Consider the following 6,166-nt stretch of genomic DNA (forward strand, 5'->3'; position numbering starts at 1 on the left):
GATGCGATCGTCATAGTCACGGAAATGGTGATCCTGTCTCGCCCTGTAGCGATGATCGGCTACTGCCGTTGTCTCACCCAACCCTGTCACACAGGGACGACGACAAACACCCGCCGCTTTACCCGCTGAAGCCTGCCACTCGACCGCTTTGTCTCGGGATCGACGTCACTACCGTCCCTGAACCACCCGCCGGAACGTTCTCCACGTTCCTCGGGCGGGACGAGCTCGACATCCAGCTGTTAGTGCCCAAGCGCACCGAAGTTCCCGAAGCGTGGGCGCGGGTCCTCAACGATCCGATCGTCCGTCAGATCGGATTCACCACCGTAGAGGAGGCCTCGCGCCACCTCGACACAGTGGAGTTCCGAGTGACGACAGAGACCGAACGAGAGCGGGGATGGAGTACGGCGAACTTCTTCCCGGTGTATCAGCAGCTCGATGAGCAGTCCGCCGACCCCGCTGCGGAGGCGCTCACTATCGCTCAGCGGAACCGGGCGGCGGCGTACGCGGCAGCCGCAGCCGCCGTCGACATCGACGCGATCGTCACCATGGCGCCGACCGTCGCCCGCTGCGATGTCGCGGACAACGACATCGTCGTGAGCGTCACCCCGGACGACGCTGTGGCGCTGATTGGACATCACCTGCGCATGACCAGCAACCAGGTGGTGCAGGTGCGCCGCGGCGGACTCGTGGGTGGCGGGTCGTGGGAGCAGAGGGAGTCGACGGCGACGATCAAGAATTTCTACGACTGGGGCGTCGGAGCCCGGATGCCGTACTTCGATTGCCTGCACCTGATCATCGCGCCACGGACGGGTGACGCCGACCTCACAGCGGCGGTCAACTCGATCCGCGTCCGACTCTCTCGCGCGACCCGAGCCCTCGACCAACTACTTGCGGTCCTGTCGAATCCGATCAACGGCAAGCGCGGCGCCGATGTCGTGGAAGCCGCCGCCGAGGCATTCGACCGGCAGCTGCTCTACCTTGCCGCGGCGTTCGATATCTACGGCCGCCGTTTCCTGCTGCTGATCGACCCCACCCGGAACCCGAAGAACTTCCGGTTCTCGCTGGACGCCGGCGGGTACGTCACCGAACACCTGGCGCGGGAGTACTCGGCTGACGCTCTCGCCACGGTCGACCGGCTGCACGCCTACGCGGGGATTTGCAAGGTGCTCCGCAACCACATCCACAACGGGATCCTGCCCGTCGATCTGCATCCGGGACGCGGCTACGGCAGTACGAGGAACATCGCCTTGAACCTCGACGCGATGCCGGACCTGCTTCCTGGCGTCAACCCGAAGCTGACGCAGGACCACTACGACAGTCTCGGCGTGTGGCGCGCCGACCCCACCGCGGTGTTCGGCGCCAAGTCGACGGTTGCCGATCTGGCGACGGCCGCGGTCACGTTGATGAGTGCCGGCACGGGGCTGATCGAGGCGTTCACGGAGTTGATTCTGCGGAACAAGCCGCTGGCGGCGGCCGCTCCGCATGCGATCCTCGGCTGCGTGCAGACGCCGCCCGGTGCGACCGAACCCGCGCCTCACGAGCGGGAGCTGTTCTACCGGTCGCTGTTCGCGTGGCCGGACGTGTGACCGATCCAGTCGCCGAACGCTCCGCGGGTTTGAGTCGGTAGGCCGGGGCTGTCGGGGCCAGCTCGTACCGTGTATTCGCATGAGCATTCCGAACCTGGGCCTGAACGCTGAGCAAGCCGAGGCATTGTTTAACCTCGCCAACAACGGGGTGTTGACGCGCATCGATCAACGGGGTGAGCGTGCCGGCGAACTTTTCCAGTGGGGGCTGCACCCGCGTACCGCGGAGCCGGGGAGCGCACTCGCCCTCGACGACGAGGCCTTCGCCGCGGCGTATCCACTGACGTTGGCCGGACCGAAGGCCGTCACCGAGCACGCGTTGTTCCCCGCGATGAGCGCCGCGGAGAGTCTGCACACGGTCGGGATTCTGGTTGCCCGACGCAAGTCGCACCGCCAGCCGCACGTCACCGAGATCTTCCAACTCTGCAGGGTGGCGATGGAGTGCGCGGCGCTGACCATCTGGCTGTTGGGCGACCCTGATCGCGAAGTCCGCAAGGACCGGTGCATGGCCGAGGAGATGGAGCAGCTGGAGCAGCGGCGCCGGTTCCTGGTGATCGGTGAGCAGGATGAGACCGCCCGCGCGTCCCGATACCCGAAGCAGATGCTCGTGGAGAACGCGGAGCACCGCCGCAAGTACAACGCGATGCTGGACGCAGCGAAGGCCGCCTACACCTTCGAGAAGACCCCGCCGTTCACGAAGATGATCCGGGAGTCGGCGCAGTGGGTCGACTCCCACGTTCCGGCACACGACGATGGCGAGATCGCCAACAGCGGTGTGGAGAACATCGCCCGGCAGTTCTACTCTTACGGCTCCAGTTTCATCCACGGCTACAAGTGGATGACGGACTACGGCCGCAGTGGCACGGTGTTCCCGTTGACCGCGGACGCCCTGGCAGTGACGCTGAACATGGCCGAATGCGCGGTGTGTCTGTTCGAGGCAGCATCACGCGCGCCCGGTGCCACACGCCCCGAAGAGTCCTACCTCCCCGAGCGCTTCGAACCCACCGTCGCTGCATGGTCGGCGGAACTGTTCGGGGAGTAGCTCCGAGCTCAGCGGTGTTGATCGCCGCCGCGATGGGTGACGATTTTGGTGGTCATCAGCAGGAGGTCCGTGCATCTCAGGCGCCGCGCCTCATCGAAGTCGGAGGCGAGAGCTGAGGCCAGCGTGTACATGAGGGTGCGCGCCGCACGGTCCACCTCCGGGAACACCGTCTTGAGGTCGGTACCGCTCGTCTTGTTCTGGTTCATGTGCCGGACGCTACGCGGCGGGGGTGCAGAGCCGTCTCCATGACGAAGACCGCCCGCCGAACCCGGGACCGATCGATCGAACCCGGGTCAGCGCCTTCAGCTACCACCCCGTGCGCGGGTCCGGTTCCTTCTGGCAGCGCGGGCAGTCCCCGCAACGCGGGGAGGGCCCAACGCCCAGCGGAAGGAACTGGACGTGGTAGCCGGGATGGTTGCAGTATCCGCAGATCGCCATGGCTTGGCTCTCCTGATTCCTTGAGGTGTGAGAGACACGGACGTGCCCCTTACACCTTTGGGTTCGAAACCCCACCGAATGCAGTGCCGACACCCGCGCGCGAGCCACTCCCGACACACCGGCAACAATGGCCCTGTGCGACTCGTCGGTACCTGACCATAGAGTGGCGGCGACAGCAAGAAGCCGCAGCTGAGGGGAGCGTGCGATGGCGGACCGTTCGGCGATCGAGTGGACCGAGGCAACCTGGAACCCCGTCACCGGCTGCGACCGTGTGTCCGCAGGCTGCGACCACTGCTACGCGATGACCCTGGCCAAGCGCCTCAAGGCGATGGGCTCGGCGAAGTACCAGCAGGACGGCGACCCGCGCACCTCCGGCCCTGGGTTCGGCATCACGATCCACCCGCAGGCCCTCGACGAACCGCGGCGCTGGCGCAACTCCCGCGTCGTGTTCGTCAACTCGATGAGCGACCTCTTCCACGCCCGCGTGCCGATCGACTTCATCCGCGACGTGTTCGACGTCTGCCGTGACACCCCGCAGCACACCTACCAGGTGCTCACGAAGCGGAGCCTGCGGCTGCGGCGGGTGGCTGACAAGCTGGACTGGCCGGACAACCTCTGGATGGGCGTGTCGGTGGAGAACGCCGACGCGTTGCCGCGCGTCGACCATCTCCGCGAGGTGCCAGCCGCCGTCCGCTTCTTGTCGTGTGAGCCGCTACTCGGGCCGCTCGACGGGATCGACCTCACCGGCATCGGCTGGGTGATCGCCGGCGGCGAGAGCGGGCTGCGGTACCGGCCTATGCAGCTGTCGTGGGCGCAGGGCATCCGTGATGCTTGCACCGAGGCCGAGGTCCCCTTCTTCTTCAAGCAGTGGGGCGGCCGCACCCCAAAGGCCGCCGGCCGAGAACTCGAAGGCCAGCTGTGGAATGAGATGCCCAGCGCGGCAACGGGTTAAGCCTCGATGACGTCACCTTCGTCATCCGGTCCCGCCTCGAAGATTCGGATACGGCTCGTGGCTGGCCACGGTGCCTTCTTGGGAGCCTCGGCGGGAGACAGACGGACCACAAGCCCTTCCCGGAACAGCTCGTCAAGAGCGCTACGCACGTGCGGTTCCGTGTGACCGAGGATCTGCGCCTTGTTCACCAACTCGCTGAAGTCGTGAACACCGACACGCTTCCGGAAGTCATCGATCAGGGGCTGTATGTCAGGTTCGAGCAGACTCGGCTGAAACCCCGTGGCGGCGCTGGCCCCGCGGCCGCTCGTGGGGTCCGCAGACCACTTGGCGGAGTTCCAGCATTCGAGGCCCGCTTGATGGTGCGTTGAGAAGATCAGCGAGTACCGGGTATACCGGCGCGCGACGTCGATGTCGAACGATGAGGTGTGGCACCCGAGCGCTTCCAGCTTGTCGCAGTAGAGCTTGACGAGCGCGGCCTTGGACTGCGCTGTGCTGAGACCTTCGGGAATGCTCTGCCAGGAGTCGTCGCCGTAGAGACCGTTCATCACCGAGACCATCGCCGGGTTAGTGCGGTACCGGTGAGCTTCGTCGGCCATGAACGTAATCACGGCGTCGTTCTTGGGAACCTTCACGATCTCCGCGACGATGGACCACGGGATCTGCTTGAGTCCGTACGGGTCGATGACCCACAGCGTCTGCGTACCCGGCGGAGCGTGCTGCTTCCGCACCTCGGTGACGATGTTCTCGAATTTCTTCGGGCCGACCGGTACGTGATGGATCCGGTCGTCTATCGGAAGGGCTTTCATGCGCCCGCCCAGCGCTTCGCAGCGCCGTGGGTCCAAGTCGTTCGTCACATAGGTGAGCAGCTGGAAGTTCGGGCGACATTTGTGTTCGCGGAACAGCTTCGCGATCATGATCGCGCTGCCGTCAAGACCGTCGGAGTACATTCCCGAACCGGCGAACCCGTCGATGATCGTCCCCGGCTTGGCCCACCTGTCCTGCAGAACCTTGCCCATCCAGCAGGCGATGTACCGGCGGTAGAAGGCGTGCTTGAGGCGAGTGTGCGGGTCCGACGGGTAGTCCACCTGCTTGCGCAGTTCATCCTTGCGCGTCACGTGATGCTCCTCCCCGTCAAGGTGGAGCGTATCTAGCGGCGCAGACACGGCCAGGTAGCCGCGCCGCGCGGCGCGCTTCAGCCGCGCACGGGCCGGAGATCGTGGTGAGTCAGGATGCGGCAGCCACTGTGAGAAGAAGCTCGGTCACCGCCTCGACGATGGCTGCCTCGGTACCGGTATCCGTCAGGTGCTCACGGACCTTGGTCCGGGCTTGCTGGAACGTGTTGGCGCCGCTGATGTCAACCGTGGCGGCTTCGGTCTCGGCTTGTTTGCCGAGCTCGGCCAGCTGAACGTGAAGACTGATCTCGTTGTCGTAGGTGGGGAAAGGCGCAGTAAACAGGTGCTTGTCAAAATCGCGGGGCCCGAACAGGCCCACAGCTTGCAAGGGTTGCACGTTGGCCAAAACAGGAGCGGAGTTCAAGATCGCCGCGAGGTAGTGCGCTTCGGCCTCGATCAGGGTGGGCGCCCAGTACAGCTTGTGCTCGATCAGAGCTCGCGAGTCTCGCACGATGGCCGCCGCGATCGTGTTTCCCGACGCGGTGTACACGACCCTGGTCGGTGCGCTGGGTAGCTGAGCGGACAGCTGTGCATGGTAGTTCATCCGTTCTCGGAGGGGAAGGTTCTCGCGCACTGGACGGTGCTGTTCCCACAGCGTCTCGGCGTCTGACCACCATGCGTTCAGGCCCTGGTGGAGTTCAACCTCATCGGCAGACAGGATGGAGGTGTCGTTGAGCGGAAGAACAGCTTCGCGCGCCGTGGTGGTGCGGAAGGGGAGCACTTGCTCCCCTAGGTAGACCGGGCGGATGAAGCGAGTCTCGACGTTGGCTCGAAGAGATTCGATCGACTTCCACGGTTGCTTCTCGAGGTTGTTCCGGAACGATGTGAGCGCTCTGCGGCCGGCACCGGCTCCCAGGGGTCCCGCTGGAGCGTCTACAACGAACATACTAAGCCGACTATTGGTTAGTCGACGCATTATGCTGCGGCCCGGATGTAGGCGAGGTCTGGGGCGGCGAAGAAGCCGCGTATGAGGTGGGGC

General features: G+C 65.1%; 6 protein-coding genes. 3 read left to right on the forward strand and 3 right to left on the reverse strand.

What is annotated here, in order from left to right; translation table 11 throughout:
- Positions 1-242 precede the first annotated feature (242 nt).
- Together AC2VON_RS18405 and AC2VON_RS18410 are read left to right on the forward strand one after the other, a co-directional pair.
- Complete coding sequence (locus AC2VON_RS18405) at positions 243-1,586, forward strand: hypothetical protein (RefSeq protein WP_486954245.1); 1,344 nt, start codon at positions 243-245, stop codon at positions 1,584-1,586.
- A 79-nt stretch (positions 1,587-1,665) separates the two neighbouring features.
- On the forward strand, positions 1,666-2,625 hold the full coding sequence (locus AC2VON_RS18410) for a hypothetical protein (RefSeq protein WP_486954246.1): 960 nt from the start codon (positions 1,666-1,668) through the stop codon (positions 2,623-2,625).
- An 8-nt stretch (positions 2,626-2,633) separates the two neighbouring features.
- Here AC2VON_RS18410 and AC2VON_RS18415 read toward each other — a convergent pair whose 3' ends face one another.
- Positions 2,634-2,831: a hypothetical protein gene (locus AC2VON_RS18415; RefSeq protein WP_486954247.1), complete on the reverse strand. Its 198-nt coding sequence runs from the start codon at positions 2,829-2,831 to the stop codon at positions 2,634-2,636.
- 437 nt (positions 2,832-3,268) lie between these two features.
- Between AC2VON_RS18415 and AC2VON_RS18420 the strand changes: the two genes are divergently transcribed.
- Entirely contained in the window at positions 3,269-4,015 is a 747-nt protein-coding gene (locus AC2VON_RS18420; RefSeq protein ID WP_486954248.1) for a DUF5131 family protein, read from the forward strand.
- Here the strand turns inward: AC2VON_RS18420 and tcmP are convergent.
- A complete protein-coding gene (gene tcmP / locus AC2VON_RS18425; protein ID WP_486954249.1) occupies positions 4,012-5,130 on the reverse strand; it encodes a three-Cys-motif partner protein TcmP in 1,119 nt (372 codons plus the stop codon). The two genes, AC2VON_RS18420 and tcmP, sit on opposite strands and share 4 nt — an antisense overlap.
- Positions 5,131-5,239: 109 nt before the next feature.
- Positions 5,240-6,073, reverse strand: coding sequence for a hypothetical protein (locus AC2VON_RS18430; RefSeq protein ID WP_486954250.1), 834 nt, complete (start codon positions 6,071-6,073; stop codon positions 5,240-5,242).
- Positions 6,074-6,166: the final 93 nt, after the last annotated feature.

Source organism: Mycobacterium sp. TH-M82 (genome assembly GCF_057473605.1).